The organism is Streptomyces sp. 2P-4 (assembly GCF_030167965.1).
In the GTDB taxonomy this organism is placed as follows: domain Bacteria; phylum Actinomycetota; class Actinomycetes; order Streptomycetales; family Streptomycetaceae; genus Streptomyces; species Streptomyces globosus_A.
The window spans coordinates 282,012-302,910 of the sequence record NZ_CP095012.1 but is presented as its reverse complement, the minus strand read 5'-3'; the positions used below and the strand labels follow the sequence as shown (position 1 = coordinate 302,910).

Annotated in this window: 17 protein-coding genes; 7 read left to right on the top strand and 10 right to left on the bottom strand. The window is 74.4% G+C overall.

What is annotated here, in order from left to right:
* Nucleotides 1–3: 3 nt before the first annotated feature.
* Nucleotides 4–867, bottom strand: coding sequence for a hypothetical protein (locus tag MUK52_RS31985; RefSeq protein WP_284581916.1), 864 nt, complete (start codon nucleotides 865–867; stop codon nucleotides 4–6).
* A 6-nt stretch (nucleotides 868–873) separates the two neighbouring features.
* Nucleotides 874–1,977 (bottom strand): 3-oxoacyl-ACP synthase III family protein, encoded by a 1,104-nt coding sequence (locus MUK52_RS31980; protein ID WP_284581915.1) that lies wholly within the window; start codon nucleotides 1,975–1,977, stop codon nucleotides 874–876.
* 621 nt (nucleotides 1,978–2,598) lie between these two features.
* On the opposite strand from MUK52_RS31980, the gene MUK52_RS31975 reads away from it, so the two are divergent.
* The 3 genes from MUK52_RS31975 (at nucleotide 2,599) to MUK52_RS31965 (ending at nucleotide 6,148) form a co-directional block, all read left to right on the top strand.
* Nucleotides 2,599–2,748, top strand: coding sequence for a hypothetical protein (locus MUK52_RS31975; RefSeq protein WP_284581914.1), 150 nt, complete (start codon nucleotides 2,599–2,601; stop codon nucleotides 2,746–2,748).
* Between the two features lie 267 nt (nucleotides 2,749–3,015).
* Nucleotides 3,016–4,473, top strand: a complete 1,458-nt coding sequence (locus MUK52_RS31970) for a C40 family peptidase (protein ID WP_284581913.1) — start codon at nucleotides 3,016–3,018, stop codon at nucleotides 4,471–4,473.
* 223 nt (nucleotides 4,474–4,696) lie between these two features.
* Nucleotides 4,697–6,148, top strand: a complete 1,452-nt coding sequence (locus MUK52_RS31965) for a peptidoglycan DD-metalloendopeptidase family protein (RefSeq protein ID WP_162793373.1) — start codon at nucleotides 4,697–4,699, stop codon at nucleotides 6,146–6,148.
* Nucleotides 6,149–6,292: 144 nt separating this feature from the next.
* Here MUK52_RS31965 and MUK52_RS31960 read toward each other — a convergent pair whose 3' ends face one another.
* From MUK52_RS31960 to MUK52_RS31940, 5 genes are all read right to left on the bottom strand, one after another.
* On the bottom strand, nucleotides 6,293–7,300 hold the full coding sequence (locus MUK52_RS31960; RefSeq protein ID WP_114059491.1) for an ATP-grasp domain-containing protein: 1,008 nt from the start codon (nucleotides 7,298–7,300) through the stop codon (nucleotides 6,293–6,295).
* Between the two features lie 68 nt (nucleotides 7,301–7,368).
* A complete protein-coding gene (locus tag MUK52_RS31955; RefSeq protein WP_284581912.1) occupies nucleotides 7,369–8,616 on the bottom strand; it encodes an ATP-grasp domain-containing protein in 1,248 nt (415 codons plus the stop codon).
* Nucleotides 8,609–9,823 (bottom strand): MFS transporter, encoded by a 1,215-nt coding sequence (locus tag MUK52_RS31950; RefSeq protein WP_284581911.1) that lies wholly within the window; start codon nucleotides 9,821–9,823, stop codon nucleotides 8,609–8,611. The genes MUK52_RS31955 and MUK52_RS31950 overlap by 8 nt, the downstream gene beginning before the upstream one ends.
* Complete coding sequence (locus MUK52_RS31945; protein ID WP_284581910.1) at nucleotides 9,820–11,010, bottom strand: ATP-grasp domain-containing protein; 1,191 nt, start codon at nucleotides 11,008–11,010, stop codon at nucleotides 9,820–9,822. Before MUK52_RS31945 ends, MUK52_RS31950 begins: the two co-directional genes overlap by 4 nt.
* 42 nt (nucleotides 11,011–11,052) lie before the next feature.
* A complete protein-coding gene (locus MUK52_RS31940; protein WP_246043008.1) occupies nucleotides 11,053–12,114 on the bottom strand; it encodes a pyridoxal-phosphate dependent enzyme in 1,062 nt (353 codons plus the stop codon).
* Nucleotides 12,115–12,289: 175 nt separating this feature from the next.
* On the opposite strand from MUK52_RS31940, the gene MUK52_RS31935 reads away from it, so the two are divergent.
* From MUK52_RS31935 to MUK52_RS31920, 4 genes are all read left to right on the top strand, one after another.
* Nucleotides 12,290–14,032, top strand: coding sequence for a non-ribosomal peptide synthetase (locus MUK52_RS31935; RefSeq protein ID WP_162793371.1), 1,743 nt, complete (start codon nucleotides 12,290–12,292; stop codon nucleotides 14,030–14,032).
* Nucleotides 14,033–14,108: 76 nt separating this feature from the next.
* Nucleotides 14,109–14,861: a thioesterase II family protein gene (locus MUK52_RS31930; protein ID WP_114059289.1), complete on the top strand. Its 753-nt coding sequence runs from the start codon at nucleotides 14,109–14,111 to the stop codon at nucleotides 14,859–14,861.
* Nucleotides 14,858–16,081 carry a cytochrome P450 gene (locus MUK52_RS31925; protein ID WP_284581908.1) on the top strand — a complete coding sequence of 408 codons (1,224 nt, stop codon included), beginning with the start codon at nucleotides 14,858–14,860 and terminating at the stop codon, nucleotides 16,079–16,081. Before MUK52_RS31930 ends, MUK52_RS31925 begins: the two co-directional genes overlap by 4 nt.
* A 132-nt stretch (nucleotides 16,082–16,213) precedes the next feature.
* Nucleotides 16,214–16,357: a hypothetical protein gene (locus MUK52_RS31920; protein WP_284581907.1), complete on the top strand. Its 144-nt coding sequence runs from the start codon at nucleotides 16,214–16,216 to the stop codon at nucleotides 16,355–16,357.
* Between the two features lie 27 nt (nucleotides 16,358–16,384).
* On the opposite strand, the gene MUK52_RS33350 is transcribed toward MUK52_RS31920, so the two are convergent.
* From MUK52_RS33350 to MUK52_RS31905, 3 genes are all read right to left on the bottom strand, one after another.
* Nucleotides 16,385–17,662 (bottom strand): tetratricopeptide repeat protein, encoded by a 1,278-nt coding sequence (locus tag MUK52_RS33350; protein ID WP_502963651.1) that lies wholly within the window; start codon nucleotides 17,660–17,662, stop codon nucleotides 16,385–16,387.
* A 488-nt stretch (nucleotides 17,663–18,150) separates the two neighbouring features.
* Complete coding sequence (locus MUK52_RS33345) at nucleotides 18,151–19,431, bottom strand: AfsR/SARP family transcriptional regulator (protein ID WP_502963642.1); 1,281 nt, start codon at nucleotides 19,429–19,431, stop codon at nucleotides 18,151–18,153.
* 209 nt (nucleotides 19,432–19,640) lie between these two features.
* Entirely contained in the window at nucleotides 19,641–20,570 is a 930-nt protein-coding gene (locus tag MUK52_RS31905) for an MBL fold metallo-hydrolase (RefSeq protein WP_284581905.1), read from the bottom strand.
* Between the last annotated feature and the right edge of the window lie 329 nt (nucleotides 20,571–20,899).

The following is a 20,899-nucleotide window of genomic DNA, read 5'->3' as shown; positions in this document are numbered from 1 at the left end:
CGGTCACCATCCCTGCGGGCGGTAGGAGGCGCAGGCCGCTCGCGGTCCGGCGCCGGCGGTGACGAACAGGAGGGTGTCGACGCCTTCGGGGCGGGCGTGTTCCAGGGCGTGCAGGTAGCCGAGGACGGGGGCCGCGGTGTGCGGCCGGCCGCGTCCCGGATCGCCGCCGGCGCCCGCGGGGGCGTCCGGGCCGATGACGAGGGTGCGGCCGGTGTCGAGGCCGAACTCGGCGGTGTACGCGGCGACCGCGGCCGCGGCGAGTTCGGCGGTGCGCTGCTCGTGGCCGGGGGTGCGGTGCACGGTGATGCGGGAGCGTCCGCCGGTGCCCATGGTGTCGAGGTCGAGGTAGCCCGCGACGTCGGTGGGCCGGTCGCCGCCGTAGTGGCGTACGGGCCCGAAGCCCGTGCCGGGGTCGGCGTCGCGTTCGAGGAGGAACGCGCCCGCGAGGTCCGCGTAGGGGTAGTCGGGGTCGCGGGAGGCGTCGCCGCCGGGGTGGACGTCGGCGGCGGTGATGAGGAGCCGCTCGGTGGTGCCGGTGGCGAGGAGGGACTGGCCGGCCTGGACGGCGCTGAGGACGCCGCAGGCGCCGTCCATGAGGTCGAAGGAGAAGCCGGCGGCGGGCTGGGGGTCGGCGAGGTAGTCGGGGTTGATGCCGGTTTCCTTCTGGACCAGGGCGGCGAGGGCCGGTTCGAAGGTGTTGTTCTCGCGGTAGACGCCGACGTTGACGAGGACGCCTACGGCGGACGGGGAGACGCGGGCGCGGGCGAGGCAGCGGCGGGCGGCGCGCCCGGCGAGGTCGGCTGCGGAGGCGGGGGTGCCGGGGTCGGTGTGGGTGGCGGTCGCGGATGCGGTGATGACAATGCCCATGGCGGATCACGCCCCTGCGTGGGTGACGGTGGCGGACAGCGCGCCGGTGACGAGTCCCGAGGCGGCGGGCACCAGGAGGTACTTGGCGCCGGCGGTGGCAGCGCGGTCCCGATCCGGGCCGGTGCCGTCGCCGGCCGCGGCGCGGGTGCGGCGGAGGTGGTCGCGCAGGGTCAGGAAGTGGGAGGTGGTCGCGGTGTTGCCGTACTGCTCCACGGTCTGGAGGGACGGCGGCATGGGCGTGCCGAACTCCGCCTCGGCGGTCCGGTTGGCGTACTCGATGAACCGGGTGCCGACCTGGTGCTGAATGATGTGGTCGAATTCCTCGTCCTCGAAGGAGCGCCCGTTCTTGGCAAGGAAATCCTCGTGGAACCGCGGCCACAGTTTGAGGCGTTCCCGGTCGTGCATCTTCTTGTTGTCGGTGTAGAGGCCGATTCCCTGGCTGCGGTCGCTCGGCATTCCCATGCAGAGGTGGGAGTATTCGGCGCAGGTCATGAGCTCGATGTAGTGGATGCGGTCGGCGGGGCCGGTGGATTCGTCGAGGACGACCGCGGCGGCGGAGTCGCCGACCGAGAGGGAGGCGAACTGCGGGTCGTAGGAGTCGCGCAGTTCGCGGGCGGCGGTGCAGGCGACGCGGGTGGCCTGCTCGCCGCTGACGACCATGCCGGTGCGGACGGCGCCGGAGCGGATCATCCGGTCCAGCAGCCACACGCCGGTCATCATGCCGGCGCAGGCGTTGGAGACGTCGAAGCTGACGGCGGGCCGGGCCCCCAGCTCCTTGGCCAGCATCCCGGCGAAGGACGGCTCGAAGTGGAAGCGGCTGCCGTCCTTCACGCGGGTGATGGACGCGCTGATGACGACGTCGAGGTCGGCCGCCCGGTGGCGGGAGACGGCCAGGCAGTCGCGGGCGGCGGCGAGGGCCATCCCGAAGGAGTCCTCGCCTGCGGCCGGGTCGGGGTCGTGGACGCGGCGCTCGGCGATGCCGGTGATCCGGCGGACGTCCGCGTCGCCCAGGTTCGGCACCTTCGCGCGGAGTTCGTCGTTGGTCTCGCGTCCCGCGGGAAGAAAGGCGCCGAGGGCCTCTATTCGGCTGCGGCGCTCGGTGGTACTCATATTCGCCCTCCATGGCGATCCGCCGGGCCTTCGAAAGGTCAGTGGCTCCGGTCGGTAAATGGCTGAGGGCCGTCACTGGTGACGGACAGCGAAGTTACCGTAGCGTACGGAATTCCCTACCCAGGTCGCCTGACCGGTTCCGGGGGCCCGCCCGATCGAATATCGGCCAAACCGCGGCGGGCCAATTCGCCTGTCGGTCCGGGACTTTCGGCCCGGACCCGGGGCGCCGGTGCCGGGCCGGGCGTCCCCGTACGGACACCCGTACGGGCACGGAACGGGTGTCCGTACGGTCCCCGCTGCATGCGCAGCCGCGCAAAAGATGTCCGGAACCGCCCGGTCCGCCTTGACCTCGCTCCCCCACCCGCCACCCGGCGCGCCGGCACCGTGCGGCAGTCCCGCTGGCCCGGTTGGGCCAGGGCCGGTTCGGTCCAGTCGATCTCTCTTCCCAGCGCTTTGACCAGCGGCGAAGCTGATTCCTGTCAGCGAGGGAGACCTCGGGGACACCGCCTCGAAGGCCTGAGGAAACGTCACCGCGGGACGTGTCCGAAGGAGTCGGTCCGCTCACGGGGCCGGGCGGGACGCCACACCACCGACCCTGTCGTTCGAAAGGAATCCAGCGCCATGCGTATCCACGTCATGAGGGCCGCCGCGGTCTTCGCCCTCGCCGTCGGCCTCACCTCGGTCGCCCCGATGGCCTCGGCCGTCCCCCTGGAGCGCACTCCGGGGACGGCGGCACCGGCCGCGGACGCCGCCGGCGCCCTCGCCGGCTGACGTCCCCTCAGGCGACCGGACGGGGACGCACCGGGACACACCGGGGACGCACCGGCGCCTCCTCCGCCACACCAGACCGCTGTACCTGCAGGGCAGCCGTCCGACCAGCGCCGGAACCCCTCCCCCGCCGCCACCCGGCTTTCCCTCCGCACCAGCCCGCGGCCCCGCCGCACCACGACAGCGCACCGAACCGCCGGTCGAGCCCACGGACGACCCCTGCTCCCGGCACCCACCACAACCTCACGCACGACGAACCGGAGTACACCCATGCCTCGCAACGGACAGACCGCCCGCCGCACCGGAATCGCGGCCCTCCTCGCCATCGCCGCAGCGGCCGGCACCGTCGTCGCGGTCAACGGCCCCGCGACCGCCGCCCCGGCCTCCGTGGCCCCCGTGACCGGCGGCGCCGCATCGGCCGACTCAGGAAACCCGGACTTCGGCAGCCCTGGCCAGGGCGCGGAGACGCCCGTCGACGCCGAGGCCCGCGCCACGTCGTTCGCCGCGGCCGCCACGACGCCGAAGATATCCCGCGACACGGTCATCGAGCGGGCCAAGAGCTGGGTCGGGATCGGCCTCGACTACGACTGGGGCGGCCGCCACGGCGGGTACCGCACCGACTGCTCCGGCTTCGTCTCGATGGCCTGGGACCTGGACACCTCGCTGACCACGGACGGCTTCGAGCCGCGCGGCACCGTCTACAAGATCGGCAAGTCGGACCTGAAGGCGGGCGACGCCCTGCTCGACAACGACCCCGGCGCAGGCGGCCACGTCGTCCTCTTCGAGCGGTGGGCCAACAGCGACCACACCAAGTACTGGGGCTTCGACTTCACCCCGAGCGGAGTGCACCACCGCATCTACGACTACCCGTACTACCCGGGGTACGGCCCCTACTACCCGGTCCGCTACAAGAACATCGTGGACGACGAGGCCCCCAAGCCGCAGCCCGCCCCCGGCATGACCGACCTGGTGGCCGCGAACATCAACGGCGACTCCGTCGACGACGTCGTGGGCGTCGAGGCCTCCACCGGCAAGCTGTGGCTGTACAAGGGCAACAGCAACGGCACCATCGCCGCCGGCAGCGCCCGCGTCGAGATCGGCTCCGGCGGCTGGAACGGCATGTCCAACCTGGCGGCCGCCGACTACAACGGCGACGGCAAGGACGACATCGTCGCCACCCAGGAGTCCACCGGCAAGCTCTACCTCTACCCCGGCACCGGCTCCGGCCTGGGCGCCCGCAAGGAGATCGGCTCGGGCGGCTGGAACGGCATGAAGGACCTGATCGGCGGCGACTTCTCGGGCGACGGCAAGGCCGACGTCGTGGCCGTCGAGAAGTCCACCGGCAAGCTGTGGCTCTACAAGGGCAACGGCACCGGCGCCATCGGCGGCGGCAGCAGCCGCGTCCTGATCGGCTCCGGCGGCTGGAACGGCATGCACGACCTCGTCGGCATGGACGTCGACAACGACCGCAAGACCGATGTGGTCGCCGCCGAGTCCTCCAGCGGCAAGCTCTTCTTCTACAAGAGCACCGGCACGGGCCTCGCCGAGCGCAAGGAGATCGGCTCGGGCGGCTGGAACGGCATGAACGACCTGATCGGCGGCGACTTCACCTCGAACGCCTACGACGACCTGGTCGCCGTCGAGAAGTCCACCGGCAAGCTCTGGCTCTACCCCGGCACCGGCTCTGGCCTCTCCGCCCGCAAGCAGATCGGCTCCGGCGGCTGGTAGCAGCCCCGTGGCCCCGGCGGGGGTGACGACACCGCCCCCGCCGGCCCTGCACCCGGCCCGGCATCCGCCCGGCCCCCTCCTTCCTGCACCGCCCCCGCGCCGGCCGCACCGCGGCCGCAGCGCGCCCGCCGCCGCGCCACTGTGCGGCGCGGCGGCCCCCGACCTCCCCTTCTCTCGGCCCCCGGCCGGTTTGGACGACGACACCGAAATGATCAAGAAGTTCATGACCAGGCGAGTCCGCATCGCGACCGGTCTGCTCTGCGCGACCATCGCCGCCACCACCCTCAGCGTCAGCGGCGCCAACGCCGTCGAGGACACCCACTTCCACGGCGACCTCGACGAGCTGACCGTCTCCGAGATGGGCCTGCCGGCCGGCTACGACATCGGCCCGATGTCCACCTTCGCCTCGGCCGAACGGCCGCACTTCCAGATGCCGTTCAAGTGCAACGAGTCCTGGACCGGCCGCTCCCGCTCCGGCCACAGCCCCTCGTACTACGCCCTCGACTTCACCCAGGGCGGCTCCACGTACGGCTCCCCGGTCGTGGCGAGCGCCGCCGGCAAGGCGACGGTGCGCGACCTCGGCGGCCGCAGCTACGGCAAGTACGTCGTCATCGACCACGGCGGCGGCTGGAGCACGGTCTACGCCCACCTGAGCAGCTTCAGCGTCTCGGACGGCGCCTCCGTCAAGGCCGGCCAGCAGATCGGCGCCGTCGGCAGCACGGGCAACTCCACCGGCGCCCACCTGCACTACGAGCAGCGCCTGAACCGCACCGACCAGCGGCCCACGTTCAACGGCGCCGCGTTCTACCCGGACAGGACGCAGACCAGCAAGAACTGCGGCACCACGACCGAGGAGCCGCCGGTCATCCCGGCTCCGCCGGGCGACCCGACCGACAAGGGCATGAACGACCTGGCGTCCGCCGACCTCAACGGCGACAACGTCCTCGACATCGTCGCGGTGGAGAACTCCACGGGCAAGCTGTGGATGTACAAGGGCAACGGCAACGGCACGATCGCCGGCGGCTCGTCCCGTGTGCTGCTCGGCTCCGGCGGCTGGAACGGCATGTCGAACCTGACGGGCGGCGACTTCAACAAGGACGGCAAGGACGACCTGGTCGCCGTCGAGGAGTCCACCGGCAAGCTGTGGCTCTACAAGGGCAGGGACAACTCGACGATCTCGGGCGGCTCCGAGCGCGTGCTGATCGGCTCCGGCGGCTGGAACGGCATGTCGAACCTGACCGCGCTGAACCTCAACGGCGACAGCGTCGCGGACCTCGCGGCGGTCGAGAAGTCGACGGGCAAGCTGTACCTCTACCCGGGCACCGGCTCCGGCCTCGGCGCCCGCAAGGAGATCGGCTCCGGCGGCTGGAACGGCATGACGAACCTGACCGGCATGGACCTGAACAACAGCGGCCGCCAGGACCTCGTCGCGGTCGAGAAGTCGACGGGCAAGCTGTTCCTCTACCCGGGAGACCGCGGGTACCTGAGCCCGCGCATCATGATCGGCTCGGGCGGCTGGAACGGCATGTCCGACCTGATCGGCGGCGACCTGTTCAACAACAGCCCGTCGGACGACCTGATCGCGGTCCAGAACTCCACCGGCAAGCTCTTCCTCTACCCGGGCACCGGCTCCGGCCTCGGCGCCCGCAAGGAGATCGGCTCGGCCGGCTGGTAGTCCGCGGCGGTCCGGCACGGACCGCCGCGGACCGCACCGACCGCACGCACGGCACGACGGTGAGCACCGTCGTATGAGGACCGCATGGGAAGCGGCCCGCCCCCGGGAACGGGGCGGGCCGCTTCCGCGCGTACGCGCCCCCGGTCAGCGCAGCCTGCCGGCGGAGCGGAGGGACTCCAGCACGGCGTTGACCGCCGCGGACGAGGTGTCCTCGCCGGTGGCGAGCGTGTGGTAGCTGAGTCCGCCGGGGTTCACCATGTTCACCTCGATGACGTACGGGTACGCCATGTCGATGCCCGAGTAGAAGATGCCGAGGTCCATCATCCGCTTGCCCAGGAGACGGACGAAGTCCTCCTCCTGCGGGGTCAGCTCCAGTGCCTCGAAGCGGGCGCCGAGGGTGGCGTTGGAGCGGTGGTCGTGCTCCGGGTGGAAGCGCAGGAAGCCCGAGACAGGGGTGTCGCCCGCGATGATGACGCGCTTCTCGTTGGTGCGGACGTGGGGGACGTACTCCTGGGCGACGGTGTGCCGCTTGGCCATGCCGATGATCTCGCGGCCGTAGCGGCCGTTCCGGGACGCGGCGTTGCCGGTGGCCGAGCCGAGCAGCGCGGAGCGGTTGCGGTCGAGCTTGTTGACGACGAAGACGTCGGCGCCGCAGCCGTCGCTGGTCGGCTTGACCACCCAGGAGCGGTCGGCGTCGGACTCCACGAGCGCGTTCAGGAAGTCGAAGTCGTTGGAGACGTACGAGGCGGGCAGGTGCTCGGCGGGGACGACCGCCCCCAGGTTGATCTTCGTGTTGAGGAAGAACAGCGCGGAGGCGTCGTTGACGAACGGGACGCGCTGGTTCAGCAGCCACAGCAGGCGGAAGGAGTCGTCTCCGGCCTCCGGGTGGGTTCCGGCGAGCACCCACACCAGGTCGAAGTCCTCCGCGGAGGCGTAGGGCTCGCTCAGCGACGGGAAGTCGCCGCCGGCGATGAACTCCTCGGAGAGCCGCACCCGGTCGCAGACGACGACGGAGTCGTGCACGTTCAGCGTGTCGATGTCGCCGACGTGCACCTCGTGGCCCTCGCGGTGGAGGGCGCTCGGGATGATCGAGTGGTTGTCGAGCTCGAACTTCGAGGCCTGGGAGACCAGGACGAGGATCTTGTACGGCACGGACGGCACCTCTTCTTCGGAAGGACGGGACGGCGGCGGGGCGGGGCGGCCGGGCGGCGGCGGGCGGGTCAGGCGGCGGTCAGGGTGCGGACGGCGCGGGCGAGGTTGGCCTCCAGCTCCTCGCGGGTGTCGCCGGTGGCGACCACGAAGCCGTGCCGGTCGCCCGACGCGGCCACCGGCGGCGGCAGTTCCCCGGCGGGAACGCTGATCTCCACCTCGGCGACCCCGGGCAGCGAGGCGACGAGCGCGGTGCCCGTCCCGTGCGGCGGCACGGGCACGCTCCGGTCGAAGGTGACGTACCGGATGCCCGCGACGCGGCGGCGGGCGGCGCGCGCCGGCTCCGGCAGCCCGAAGACGGCGAGCATCATCTGCGCGAAGACGTCCTCGCCGAGCGCGAGGCCCAGCATGTCGCTGATCCGGTCGCCGCCGGGCCGGCCGTGCGACTCGATCAGGCGGGGGCCGGCCGCGGTCAGCATGACCTCGGTGTGGGAGGGCCCGTAGCGCAGCCCGGCCGCGTCGAGGGTGGCGGTGACGACGGCGGTGACGGCGGCCTCGTCGGCGGGGTCCAGGACCACGGGCAGGACGTGGCCGGTCTCGACGAAGTGGGGGGCGCCCGTGGTCGCCTTCTCGGTGACGGCCAGGACGCGGTGCCCGGCGGGGGTGCTCACGGCCTCGACGCTGTACTCGGCGCCCTCCAGGAACTCCTCGACGACGTACTGCGCGGTGAACGCCACTGCCGCCAGGTGCGCTTCGGCCTCCTCGGGCGTGGTGAGGAGGCGGACGCCGGAGCTGCCGGTGCCCGCGACGGGCTTGATGACGCAGGGGAAGCCGATGCGGGCGGCGGCGGCACGGGCCTGTTCGCGGTCGGAGCAGACCTCGTACGCCACCGGTACGCCGGCCCGGTCGCCGACGGCGGCCCGCAGCCGGGCCTTGTCCCGGAAGGCCTCCAGCGCCTCGGGCGGGTTGCCGGGCCAGCCCAGCTCCCGGTTCACGGCGGCAGCGGTGCCGGCGCCGGCCTCGCCGAACCCGAACACGGAGGCGGGTCCGGCCGGGGCGAGCGCGCGCAGCCGGCGTACGAGGTCGGCGGGGTCGGTGATCCACGGGGTGCGCAGGACGGTGCAGGGCAGGCCGTCGGGGACGGGGACCGGCGAGGAGGGGTCGGCGGCGACGACGACGGACAGCCCGAGCCGCTGCGCGGCGGCGATGACGAGGTCACGCGGGTTGAGCAGGACGGCGGTGGGCCGCGGCTCGGGAAGGCCGGGAAGGTCGGACCGGTCGGGCCGGTCGGCGGCGGTGGGGTCGGGCAGGTCAGGCATGCTGCATCCGCGCTTTCGGGAGGAGGAGTGAGGAGGCGGCCGCGGCGACGGACACCGCGACGATCACCAGCCAGATGCCGGTGCCGGTGTGCAGCGTCTGAAGGAGGAAGCCGCCGAGGCTGGAGCCGAGCAGGCTGCCGACGGCGCCGGCGGCGCTCATCGCGCCGAGGGCGAGCCCGGTCCGGCCGAGCGGTCCGGCCTGGACGGCCTGCTCGTCGAGGCTGGGGGCGATGAGCATCTCGGCGAGCGTCACCGGCAGGACGAACGCCAGCAGCGCGGACCAGCCGGCGAGCGGGATGAGGAGCGCGTACGCGGCGGCGAAGGCGAGGAACCCGACGACGAGCAGGGTGCGGGCGGCGGCCTGCCGGAACACGTGGCGCAGGAGCGTGTACTGGAGGAGGACGACGAGGAGGCCGTTGACGGTGAAGACGACGGAGATGGCGGCGGTGCTGCCGGTCATCTCCTTGGCGCTGATCGGCAGGATGACGTTGAGCTGGCTGTAGAGGGCCCAGAAGGCGACGCCGACCAGGCAGAGCGGGACCCACTGGCGCACGGCCCGGCGCCGGGCGGCGGGGTCCGCGGCCGCAGGCGCCGCCCCGGTGGCGGCTGTCGGGCCGCCGCCCGGCTGCGGCGGCGCGGCCGCCGACGGGGCGGCGGCCGCGGGGCGGAGGGTCAGCCGGATGCCGAGGAGCAGGTGGGAGAGGATGCAGGCGGCGAGGATCCAGCCGAAGCCGAGCGGGTAGACGAGCGCGCCGAGTGCGGGGCCGGCGATGACGCCCACGTTCACGAACGTGGAGCGCAGGGCGAGCATGTCGCGGGCGGGGACGCCGTCCTCGGCGACGAGCCGGGTCTTGACGGCCAGGCCCAGCAGCGAGCCGCCGATGCCGACGGCGGCGATCCCTGCGACGGCGGTCGCGGAGGCGGTCCCGGCGCCCAGGAGGGCGTATCCGGCGATGCGCAGGCCGAAGCCGGAGGCGAGGACGGCGCGGGTGCCGAAGCGGTCGACGACGAGCCCGCACACCAGGGAGAAGCCCTGGCTGCAGAAGGCCAGCAGGCCGACGAGGAAGCCGGTGCGGCCGGCGGGGACGCCCTCCGAGGAGAGGTGGACGGCGAGCAGCGGGAGGAACATGAAGGTGGTCAGGCCGGTGAGGAGGACGGTGACCAGGAGGGCGCGGCCGGTCGGCGAGGTCTGCCGCCAGGTGTTCACGGGGCCGGCACCTCCGTGTCCCGGACCCGGTCCATGAGCCATGCCTCGGTTTCCAGGAGCCGCTGTTCGACCTGGGCGGCGTCGGCGCCCTCCACGATCGCGAAGCACAGGTAGGAGGTGCTGTTCTGGGCGACTGCGCCGGCGGCGAGGTTCTCGTTGGTTTCGTAGTGGCGCACCCAGGGGAACGGCGGCCGTTCGGGCGCGGCGACGGGCCGGCCCTGCGGGAGGATCGACACGGAGCCGTGGACGGCGGCGGGGGGCGCGCTGGGCGGCGGGGCGGCGGGCAGGCCGACGGACTGGCGCAGCCAGGCGGTGTGCAGGTCGACGCCGTAGGTGAGGCGGGTGAGGGCGGGGATGCGGTCGCCGCCGACGCGGGAGGCGATCTCGCAGAGGACGAGCTCGTCGTCGGGGGTGTGGAAGACCTCCAGGTGGTAGGCGGCGGTGTCGGGGGTCTCGAAGGCCTCCAGGACGCGGTCGAGGAACTCCTCCAGCCGTCGGGCGAAGGGGTCGCGGACGGGGTGGAGCTGCACGGAGCCGTTGTTGTGCCCGGAGAACACGCCGAGGCAGCTGCGCAGGTAGCGGGAGGCGGCGACGAAGCGGTAGCCGGGGGCGACGACGGCGTCGACGTGGTACATGGGGCCTTCGACGAAGCCCTCGGCCATGAGGTCGTCGCGCCAGGGGCGGCGGCTGAAGGCGAGGAGGGCGTCGTCGTCGTGCAGGACGCTGATGTCGCGGGAGCCGCCCTGTTTGACGGGTTTGACGACGACGGGGTAGCCCTGCTCGGCGATGAAGCCGGTCAGGTCGGTGATGTCGGCGAGCCGCCGGAAGGGGGCGGTGGGGACGGTGCGGCGGGCGGTCTCCTTCATGACGGCCTTGTCGCGGAAGGACAGGGCGCTGGCGGGGCTCTGGCCGGGGAGGCCGAGGTCGGCGCGGATGCGGGCGGCGCGCTCCAGGTCGTACTCGTTGTCGGTGATGACGTGGGCGAGGCCGGTGTCGCGGGCGAGTCCGCGGATGCGCAGCTCCGGGTAGGGGACGGACTCGCAGTCCTCGACGTACTCGTACGAGGCGAGGGCGGCGGTGCCGGTGAGCCGGTGGTGGCTGAAGACGTGGAGCCGGTCGGCCAGTTCGGGGAGCATCGCGGCGTAGTCGTGGCGGGGGCCGTAGTTGATGACGGCGACGTGGGTCATGGTGTGGCCTCGCAGGAGGTGCCGGACGGGGTGGCGGGGGGGTCAGGCGTACGCGGGCTGCCGGGCGGCGGCGGGGGTGTAGGGCGGGAGGTCGTCGGTGACGCTGTAGGGCCGCCGGTCCCAGCGCATGGTGCACCAGGGGCCTGCCATCTCGGAGAGGTCGGCGATGGTGCGCGGGTGGTAGGCGGGGTCCTCGGTGAGCGGGCCGTCGGGCGGGAAGACGCGTTCGACGTAGCGGTGGCCGGGGTCGGCGGCGAGGAAGACGATGGGGCTGCCGTCGGGTTCGGCGGCGCGGATGTGGCGGGAGACCTGCCAGCTCGCGCCGGCTGACAGGCCCGCGAAGACGCCGGTGGTGGAGAGCAGGTGGCGGCATCCGGCGGCGGAGACGGAGAAGTCGAGCCAGTGGATGTCGTCGTAGGCGCTGTAGTCGATGTTGTCGAAGCGGATGCCGCTGCCGATGCCGGCGATGATGAACCCGTCGAGGGGGATGGCCTCGGAGCCGAAGGAGCGGCTGCCGAAGGGCTGGATGCCGGCGACGCGGACGCCCGCGGACGCGGCGCGCAGGTAGCGGCTCATCGCGCCGGTGGAGGCGCCGGTGCCGATGCCGCCGACGAGGGTGACGCCGTCGGAGCCGAGCTCCTTGACGACGGTGTGGGCGACGCGCTCGTAGCCGAGGTAGTGGACGTCGTCGTGGTACTGCTGCATCCAGTAGGCGTCGGGGTGCTCGCGCAGGTAGGCGTGGACGAGGCGGACGCGGGTCTCCTGGTCGTGCTGGAGGCCGTCGTCCCCGGAGGACGGCACCTGCGTGTAGGTGGCGCCGAGGTACTTCAGCTGGGTGCGGATCGCGGCGTCGACGGCGACGGAGGCGAAGACGTGTGCCTTGAGGCCGAGTTCGCGGCAGACGAGGGCGAGGGCGTGGCCGTAGATGCCGCTGGAGCTGTCGACGAGGGTCTGGCCGGGGCGGATCACGCCGCGTTCGAGGAGGTCCACGACGGCGGCGCGGACCGAGGTGACCTTCATGACCTCGAACCGCAGGACGTGGATGCCGTTCCCGAGGTCGATGAGGTCGGGCTCCGAGAGCTTCTCGGCGAAAGACTTGTACACCGCGGCTGTCCCTTCCAGTGGTGTCCGTGGGGCCGGGCGGCAGGGGTGTGCGCGGGCCGCCGGCACCGACGAGTCTGGGAGGGGCCGCTCCCGGCGCGTTCCCGGCGGCTTCCCGGCGGGTTCCCGGAACGCGTCGGGAAGGATCCGGGAAGGGCGGCTGCGCAGCATGCGGGCCATGACGAGACATCAGCTTGCCCTCGACGCGGTGATGGAGCACGCCCTGCGCAGCCCCGACGGCCCCGCCGTGGTGTGCGGGGGCTCGGTACTGTCCTACGGCGCCCTGCGGGAGGCGGCGGAGGCCGCCGCCCGGGAGCTGGACGCCGACCCGCGGTCCGCCGGCGCGGACCGGATCGGCATCCTGTCGCACCGGACGGCCGGGGCCGTCGTGTACGCCCTGGCGGCCTGGCTGTCGGGCCGGTCGTTCGTGTTCGCCGACCCGCGGGCGGCGCCGGAGGCGCTGGCGCACATCCGGGAGTCGGCGGGGCTGGGGGTGGTCGTCGATCCGCGCACGGGCGCGTTCGACGCCGCCGCGGAGCCGCCGCCGGTAGGCGCCTCGGCGGGCCGGGAGTGGGTGCGGGACCCCGCGGAGCGGGAGGCGTACGTGCTGTACACCTCGGGCAGCAGCGGCCGCCCCAAGGGCGTGTCGGTCTCGCAGCGGAACCTGGCGGCGTCGAACGCCGCGCGCGTGGAGGTGTACGAGCGGTTCGGCAGGCCCGTGTTCCTGCTGCTGTCGCCGTTCCACTTCGACTCGTCGGTGGCCGGGGTGTGGGGCACGCTCGCCGTGGGCGGGACGCTCGTCGTCGCCGACGAGGAGGAGCGGCGCAACCCGCAGGCGCTGGCCGGGCTGATCGCCGCGTACGGCGTCACCCAGACGCTGACCGTGCCGAGCTTCCACTCCGAGCTGCTGGACACCGCCCGGGAGGATGCGGGCGTCGCGGCCGCGCTGGAGCGGCTGCGGGTGGTGGTGTGCGCCGGGGAGTCCCTCGCCCGGTCCGTCATCGACCGGCACTTCGCGCTGCTGCCCGGTGTGGTGCTGGGCAACGAGTACGGGCCGACGGAGTGCACCGTCTGGTCGACGTACCGCTTCTACACCGAGCCCGCGGACTCCACGATCGGCTTCGCGATCCCGGGGGCGACCGTGCACCTGCTCGACGAGCGGCTGCGCGCCGTGCCGCTGGGCGCGGCCGGGCAGATCGCGGTCAGCGGCCCGACGGTCGCCCGCGGCTACGTCGGTGACGAGGCGCTGACGCGGGCCCGGTTCACCGACGTCGAGACCGGGCCGGGCCGGCTGGAGCGGGTGTACCTGACGGGCGACCTGGGGCGGTGGCTGCCGGAGGGCGGCCTGGAGTTCGTGGGCCGGCTCGACAACGAGGTGAAGATCCGCGGGGTGCGGGTCCACATCGAGGCCGTCGAGGAGGCCATCGCCGCGCATCCGGGCCTGCGGGCGGCGGCCGTCGCCTATGACGCCGAGTCCGCGACCTCGTACGCCTTCGCGGTGCGAGAGCCGGGCGCGGAGGTGGACGCGGCGTCGGTGCGGCGGGTGGTGGAGGAGGCGCTGAGCGCGGCGGTCGTGCCCGACCGGATCGTGTTCCTGCCGTCGCTGCCGCGCTCCGCACACGACAAGATCGACCGGGCGGCGCTGCTGGCGTCGGTACGCCGGCCCGCGCCCGCCGCAGCTGCCCCGGCGCCCGTGGCGGGCGGGCTCGCGGCGCAGATCGCGCGCGCCTGGGAGGAGGTCCTCGGCGTCCCCGTGCGGGGCACCGAGCAGGACACCTTCTTCGACCTCGGCGGGAACTCGCTGTCCGTGCTGCGGCTCTCCCGCGCGCTGGGCCGGATCGCGGGCCGGACGCTGCCGGTCCGGCAGGTGTACCGGTGCGGCACCATCCCCGAGCAGGTCGAACTGCTGTCGCAGCCTTGACCGCGGGCCCCGCCCGGCCCGCCTCCGCACGCCGTCCGTCCGTCCGTACGTCCGCCACGACACCGATGGGTTCCCCATGCCTTCGACCACCAGCTCCATCAGAGAGTTCGCCCCCGGGCACGACGGGCGCCCGGCCGTCCTGTGCTTCCCCCACGCGGGCGGCTGCGCCTCCTTCTTCCGCTCCTGGCAGGGCCTGCTGCCCGGGGCCCGCGTCCACGCCGTGCAGTACCCGGGCCGCGAGGACCGCATCACGCAGGACCATCCCGAGTCGCTGACCGGGCTGGCGCAGGCCGTCGCCGACGAGGTCCTGGCGAGCGGGGAGGCGTACTCCGTGCTGTTCGGGCACAGCATGGGCGCGTACGTCGCCTTCGAGACGGCCCGGCTGCTGGAGCGGGCCGGCCGGCCGGTGCCCGTCCTGGTGGTGTCGTCGGCGGCGGCGCCCGCGCTGCGCCCGCCGGTGCCGTTCGAGGACACCGCGGACGTCCTCCGCTACCTCGGCCGGTACGAGCCGCTCAGCATCGAACTGCTCCGGGAGGACGAGCTGATGGAGCTGCTGCTGGAGTACATCAAGGCGGACCTGCGGCTCGTCTCCCGCTACGACGGGTACGAGGGCGCCCGGATCTCCTCCCGCCTGGTCGCGGTGGCCGGGGAGGACGACATCCCGGAGATCCGCACGCGGTTCGCCCGGTGGAGCGGGCACACCTCCGGCACGTTCACCCCGCTGGTGCTGCCCGGCGGGCACTTCTACCTGCGGACCGAGCCGCCGTTCCCGCTGATCTCCGACGAGCTGGCCCGGTCGGCGGCCGCCGCGGCCCCTTCGGCGCCGTGAGCGCGACGGCGGCGGCGCACGCGCCGCGGACGACGGCGCAGGAGGACACCGCACGCCTCCTCGACGGCGAGACGCACCGCTCCGGCGACCCGTACGCCCTGTGGGCCCGGCTGCGCGAGCAGGAGCCGGTGCTGTGGCACGGGCCGGGCGAGTTCCCCGGCTTCTGGTCGCTGACCCGCTACGACGAGATCGACGAGGTGCTGCGGGACGCGCGGACGTACAGCTCCGCCTCGGGGATCCTGCTGCGGCCGCGCGCCCAGGGCGACGACCCGGGCGGCAACCGGACCCTGGCCCTGTCCGAGCCGGAGCGCCACCGGGTGCTGCGCGGGGCCGTCGCCGGCTGGTTCGCCCCCCGCAACCTGCGCCGGCTGTCGGACGCGCTGGACGCGCAGGCGGAGCGGATCGTCCGGGACGCGGTGGCGGCCGGGCGCACCGACTTCGTGACCGGCATCGCGGCCGTCCTGCCGGTGGAGGTGGTCTGCACGTTCCTCGGGATTCCGGAGCGGGACCGGCCGGACATCGTGGAGTGGACGACGGACGCGTTCTGCGCGGGCACCGCGACGGAGCGGACGCTGGCGCACCTGCAGATCCTCGACTACTTCGGCGAGTTGGCGGAGCGGCGGCGGGCCCAGCCCGGCGACGACCTGGTCAGCGTCCTCGCGGCGGTGCACGTGGACGGCCGGCCGCTGCCTGTCGAGGACGTCGTCCTCAACTGCGACAACCTGCTGGTCGGCGGGACGGAGAACGTACGGCTCGCCATGTCGGGCGGCATGCTCGCGCTGCTGGAGCGGCCCGCGCAGTGGGAGCTGCTGCGCACCGGCTTCGAGGAGGTGGCCGGGACGGCGATCGAGGAGATCCTGCGGTGGACCTCCAGCGCCACGCACCTCGTGCGGCGGGCCGCGCGGGACGCGGTGCTGGGCGGGCGGCAGGTCCGCGAGGGCGACCTCGTGGTGTGCTGGCTGCCGTCCGCGAACCGGGACCCCGCGCACTTCGCCGACCCGGACGCCTTCGACATCCGCCGCACCCCGAACCGGCACCTGGCGCTGGGCGCGGGCCCGCACTACTGCGTGGGCTCGCAGCTGGCGAAGCTGGAGATCCGGGCGGTGCTGCGGGAGTTCGTCCGCCAGGTCCGCGGCGTGGAGCCGGACGGCCCGCCGGAGCGGCTGGACTCGGTCGTGGTGGGCGGGCTGCGGACGCTGCCGCTGCGCCTGACCGGCTGAGGGCGTACGGGCGGCCCGCGCCGCCGCCGCGGCCGGGATCCGGGCGGGAACCCTTCGGGAACGGCCGCGGCCAGCATGGTTCCTGCCGGGCGCCGCGGGGCGCGCCGGCCCCGGCGAGGAGGAGGTTGCGTGATGCGGAGGACGGTGGCCGTCCTGGTGGCGGCGGTGGCAGCGGCGGCTGTCTGCGGGGCGGGCGCCGCCCTCGGGCCGGCGGGCGGGGACGGGGGCGGGGGCGTGCGTGCGACCGAGATCGGCCCGTCGTTCGTCCGGCCGTAGGGCTGAGCCGCCCTTCTCTGCCTTCGCTCAGGGGACGGTGGCCAGGGCGGCGGGCGCCGGGGCGCCGGTCAGGGCGGCGAACGCGGCGTCCGCCCGGTCGCGGTGGGTGCGGGCCCGGTCCCGGTCGCCGAGCGCCTCGTGGGCGAGGGCCAGGCCGCGCAGGGCTCTGGCGGACTCGATGCGGTAGCCGACGGCGTCGGCGCTGCGGAGGGCCTCGGCGTGGAGCTCCCGGGCCCGTTCGGGGGCGCCGCGCAGCAGGTGGACCCGGCCGAGGACGTTCTCCGCGACCGCCTGCCGCAGCGCGGTGCCGTGCGCCCGGATGAGCTCCAGGGCCCGTTCGGCGTGGTCTCCGGCGAGGACCGTGCGGCCGGTGCGCTGGCAGGCCTCGGCTGCCAGGGCGAGGGTGAGGCCGAGGTTCTCCGGCATGCGGCACTCGCCTGCCAGGTCCATGGCCCGTTCCAGCGCGGCGAGGGCCTCCTGCTCCTCGCCGAGCGCGAGGCGGGCGGCGGCCAGGTCGTTGAGCGCGGACACCTGCTCGCCGGCGGTGCCGGCCCGCCCGGCCAGGGCGACTGCGCGGGCGGCGGCCGCGGCGGCCTCCGCGGGCCGGCCGGTCCAGGTCAGGACCGAGCTCAGGTTGCACAGGGTGTACGCCTCCTGCCGCGGATCGGAGAGCTCCCGGTGCAGGGCGGCCCCGCGCTCCAGGTGGCGGCGGGCCGCGCCGAGGTCGCCGAGGAGGCTCTGCAGCAGGCCGAGCAGGGTGAGGCAGACCGCCTCGCCGGACCGGTCGTCCAGGCCGGCCGCCAGGCCGAGCGCCTCGGTCGCCGCGGTGACGCCTTCGGGGAACCGGCCGAGCTTGCAGTGGGCGACGGCCTGGTTCGACAGGCTGACCCGCAGCACGGCCGGGTCGCCGAGGCGGCGGGCCGCGGCTACCGCGACGGCGGCGGCCCGGCCGAACTCCTCCAGGCTGCTGCGCGCGTTGAGGTGGAAGGCGAGGTTGCGGGCCAGGTGGACGGCGTGCCGGTCGAAGCCGGCCCGCTCCGCGCACTGCGCCGCGGCGAGCAGGGCTCCCTGTTCCCGCTCGAACCAGTCCTCCGCGGCCGCGGCGTCGACCGGGCCCGGGAGGCCGGGCAGGCCGTCCTCCGAGGGCGCGGGCGCGGGCGGTCCCGCGGGGGCGCGGCCGGGGAAGCGGATCCGGCAGGCCTCCTCGGTGGCGGCGAGGAAGTGGTCGAGGACCCGTTGCAGGGCGGCCCGCTCCTGCGGCCGCGGCGGCGCCCCGTGCAGGCTGTGGGTGAAGCTGCGGACCATGTCGTGGAGGGCGTAGCGGCCCATCTCGTACTGGCAGGCGAGGTTCATGTCGAGGAGGTGCTCCAGGACGTCCTCGGCCTCCCGCAGGCCGGTGCCCAGCAGGGCGGCCGCCGAGTGGACGCCCATGTCGCGGCCCGGGTGCAGGCCGAGGAGCCGCAGGGCCTCGCGGTGGGCGGGGGCCATCGCCTCGTAGGACAGCTGGAGGGTCGCCTTGACGCTCTGGTCGCCGGAGCGGAGCTCGTCGATGCGGCGGGCCTCGTCGCCGAGCCGGTCGACGAGGTGGCGGACGGTCCAGCGGGGGCGGCTGCGCAGCCGGGCGCCGGCGATGCGCAGGGCGAGCGGCAGGTGCCCGCACAGGGAGCCGAGTGCGGCGGCGGCGCCGGGTTCGGCGCGTACGCGGTCCGCGCCGAGGACGCGGGTGATCAGGGCGAGGCCGTCGGTCGGCGGCATCGCCGCGACGCTGATCCAGTCGGCGCCGTCGAGCCCGGTCATGCGGGTGCGGCTGGTGACGAGGACCAGGCAGCCGGAGGAGGCCGGGAGCAGCGGCCGTACCTGTGCGGCGTCCGCGGCGTCGTCGAGGACGAGGAGGACCCGGCGGTCGGCGAGGGTGGCCCGCCACAGGGCGGTGCGGCCGTCGAGGTCGTCGGGGATGCGTTCGCCGGGGGTGCCGAGGATGCGCAGCAGGGAGCCGATGACCGCGCCGGGCGGGCGGGGGCTCTCGGCGGAGGAGAAGCCGCGCAGGTCGGCGTAGAGCCGGCCGTCGGGGTAGCCGGGGGCGAGGCGGTGCGCGGCGTGCAGGGCGAGGGCGGTCTTGCCGCTGCCGCCCATGCCGTCGATGCCGAGGACGCGGGCGGCGGCGTCCGGCAGGCCCGGGTCGGGCGGGGCGAGGAGGTGGCGCAGCTCGCGTTCGCGGCCGGTGAAGTCGGGGAGGTCGGGCGGGAGGGTGCAGGGGGCGCCGGCCGGTGCGCGGGGGGTGTCCGGGGGCGGGGCGGCGGGTGGGGCGGCGGGTTCGGGGCGGCGAGTTCGGGGCTGTCGCGGAGGATCGCCTCGTGGAGGCGGGTGAGCTGGGGGCCGGGGTCGATGCCGAGGTCCTCGACGAGCAGTTCGCGGACCCGGCCGAATTCGGCGAGGGCCTCGGCCTGGCGTCCGGAGCGGTAGAGGGCGAGCATCAGGTGGCCGCGGAGGGTTTCGCGCAGCGGGTGCTCGGCGATCAGTTCGCGCAGGTCGCCGATGAGTTCGCCGCTCTCGCCGAGGGCGAGGCGTAGTTCGACGAGCTGTTCGACGGCGGTCAGGCGGCGTTCCTCGAGGACGGCGGAGGCGGCGGCGATGACGGGGCCGCTGCTGCCGGCGAGGACGGGGCCGCGCCACAGGGCGAGCGCGTCGCGCAGGTGCCCGGCGGCCTCGGCGGGGCGGTGGGCGTCGAGGGCGCCGCGGGCCTGCTGGAGGCGGTGGGTGAAGAGGGTGAGGTCGAGGCGGGCGGGGTCGACGTCGATGCGGTAGCCGGGGCCTTCGGTGGCGATGGCGGTGGCGCCGCCGGGTATGCGCTGGCGCAGGTCGGCGACGGCCTTGCGGACCTGGTGGGCGGCGGTGGTGGGGGGTTCGTCGTCCCAGGCGGCCGCGACGAGGCGGGAGACGGAGACGGTGCGGCCGGGTTCGAGCAGCAGGGTGGCGAGCACCCGCGCGGGGATGGGGCCGCCCAGGCGCAGCCGTTCGTCCCCGGTCCTGACTTCCAGCGGTCCCAGCACTGCGAAGCTGACGTCCCCGCTCACCCGGTCCCTCCTGATCCCCCGCTGCGGGCTCCGGCGGGCGGTCGGCCCGCCCCTCCTTCCGGATGCTAGGGGAGCCGCGGCCGGAACGCGCCGGTCGGACCGGGCGGGGTGGCGCGGCCCTCCAGGGCCTCTCCAGGGCGGCTCCAGCGCAGCTCGGGAGGGGTTCCGGCCGGCGGGGCCGGAGCGCCGGGCGCGGGGCCGGGGAGGGGTCAGGCGGCGCAGGCGGGGCGGCCTCCGCGGTAGAGCGACATCTCCTCGAAGAGGGCGCCGATGTCGAGCGGGGCGCCCGGCTCCCGCCCCTGCTGCTCGGCGTACGCGCGGTGGAGGTTGGGCAGCAGCCGCTCCGGGTCGAGGAGTCCGGCGTACGGGCCCGGCCCGGCGGTCCGGGCGAGTTCCAGCGGGGCCAGGCCGGCGGCCGCGCCGTCGGCGGCGAGGTCCCGTACGTACCGGAAGTAGGCCTGGTTGGCGTCGAGGAGGCCGGGGCCGCCGACGGGGCCGTGGCCGGGGACGACGGTGTCGGCGCCGAGGGCCCGCAGCCGGTCCAGTGCGTCGAGGGAGCCGCTGACGGAGCCCATGGCGCAGAAGGGGGTGACGCCGTTCATGACGAGGTCCCCGGTGAACAGCACGCGCTGGTCGGGGAGCCAGACGACGGTGTCGTCGGTGGTGTGCGCGGCGGGCCCGATGTGGACGATCTCGGCCCGGACGTCCCCCACGTGCAGGGTGGTCCGGTCGCGGAAGGTGAGCTGCGGCGGGGTGATGTCGATGTCGCCCCAGCACACTTCCGGCCACACGCCGGCCATGTGCTTCCCGGCGGCCAGGACCATGCTGCGGGTGCGTTCGTGGCCGATGACCAGCGCTTCGGGGAAGAGGCAGTTGCCGTAGGTGTGGTCGCCGTGGAAGTGGGTGCTGACGACGGCTCTCGGCGGCCGCGGGGCGAGCCGCAGGGCCGCCGCGCGCAGCCCGCGGGCACGGGCCTCTGTGGCGGCGGTGTCGACGAGGGCGCTGTGCCCGCCGTCGTGGATGACGCCCGCGTTGTTCAGGCACCAGCCGCCGGGCGGCTGGACGTAGGCGTGGACGCCGTCGGCCACCTCGGTGAGGGTGGCGTCGCCGGCCGGATCCCGGTGGTGCGCGCCGTGCACGGCGGGCCTCCTTCCGCTCGGTCGGGGCCGCGCCACCGCGCGCCCCCGTTGCGCCCAAGGTGGCCCGCCGGCCTCGACAGGCACTCGAAACGCCCTGGCGGGAGGGGTGTTCCCGGACCGGAAACCCGCCCCTGCCGGGATACCGGCGGTCCTGCGCCGGGCTGCGGTCGGAATTCGAGCCCGGCTGTAGCGCGCGCTCCCAAGCTGGCTAGTGCTGTGGCCGGGAAGGTTCACCGGGTCACGGCGCCCGGCACGGCGCCTCGCCGCGTTGTCGGACAGCAGACCGTCCCGGTCACAGCACTACGCGACACCGGTCCGCACCCGGTGCC